The sequence below is a fragment of the Vibrio minamisatsumaniensis genome (assembly GCF_050337445.1).
Classification (GTDB): Bacteria; Pseudomonadota; Gammaproteobacteria; order Enterobacterales; family Vibrionaceae; genus Vibrio; species Vibrio artabrorum.
Genome location: NZ_JAKJSY010000181.1, coordinates 1 through 883, shown reverse-complemented (window position 1 = coordinate 883; position 883 = coordinate 1). Strand labels below are relative to the sequence as shown.

The window sequence follows — 883 nt, the reverse complement described above, 5'->3', positions numbered from 1 at the left end:
GCACCAGATTTAGGTTCTGGCGCCGAGAGGTGTGAGAGTTCAAGTCTCTCCGACCGCACCATTATTTAGATGTCTTAATTGATATCATTGTTGGGCTATCGCCAAGCGGTAAGGCACTGGCTTTTGATGCCAGCATTCCCTGGTTCGAATCCAGGTAGCCCAGCCACTATTTACACTCTTTGTTTTGATTTAGCTTGTTTTTAAAGCTGAATAGCAAACCAAGAGCACAACGTTATTTCGAATCACCAATGTCGATATAACTATAAAGATTTGCTGCGGTCGTGGCGGAATTGGTAGACGCACCAGATTTAGGTTCTGGCGCCGAGAGGTGTGAGAGTTCAAGTCTCTCCGACCGCACCATTATTTAGATATCTTGATTGATATCCTGTTGGGCTATCGCCAAGCGGTAAGGCACTGGCTTTTGATGCCAGCATTCCCTGGTTCGAATCCAGGTAGCCCAGCCATTACAACGTTACTTAGACAAACCATAAGTCTTCTTAACTATACTCTTCGCTAGAGTAAAAGCTTTGCTGCGGTCGTGGCGGAATTGGTAGACGCACCAGATTTAGGTTCTGGCGCCGAGAGGTGTGAGAGTTCAAGTCTCTCCGACCGCACCATTATTTAGATGTCTTAATTGATATCATTGTTGGGCTATCGCCAAGCGGTAAGGCACTGGCTTTTGATGCCAGCATTCCCTGGTTCGAATCCAGGTAGCCCAGCCAYTACAACGTTACTTAGACAAACCATAAGTCTTCTTAACTATACTCTTCGCTAGAGTAAAAGCTTTGCTGCGGTCGTGGCGGAATTGGTAGACGCACCAGATTTAGGTTCTGGCGCCGAGAGGTGTGAGAGTTCAAGTCTCTCCGACCGCACCGCACCATTA

6 tRNA genes are annotated in these 883 nt (G+C 47.3%); all 6 read left to right on the top strand.

The features are described 5' to 3' along the window. Positions 1-91 precede the first annotated feature (91 nt). Positions 92-166, top strand: a tRNA-Gln gene (locus tag L4B77_RS20140). 109 nt (positions 167-275) lie between these two features. After that, positions 276-360 (top strand) — tRNA-Leu (locus tag L4B77_RS20135). Between the two features lie 29 nt (positions 361-389). Continuing rightward, positions 390-464: transfer RNA gene (locus L4B77_RS20130), tRNA-Gln, on the top strand. Between the two features lie 68 nt (positions 465-532). After that, positions 533-617: transfer RNA gene (locus L4B77_RS20125), tRNA-Leu, on the top strand. A 30-nt stretch (positions 618-647) separates the two neighbouring features. Then, a tRNA-Gln gene (locus L4B77_RS20120) sits at positions 648-722 on the top strand. Between the two features lie 68 nt (positions 723-790). After that, positions 791-872 (top strand) — tRNA-Leu (locus tag L4B77_RS20115). Positions 873-883: the final 11 nt, after the last annotated feature.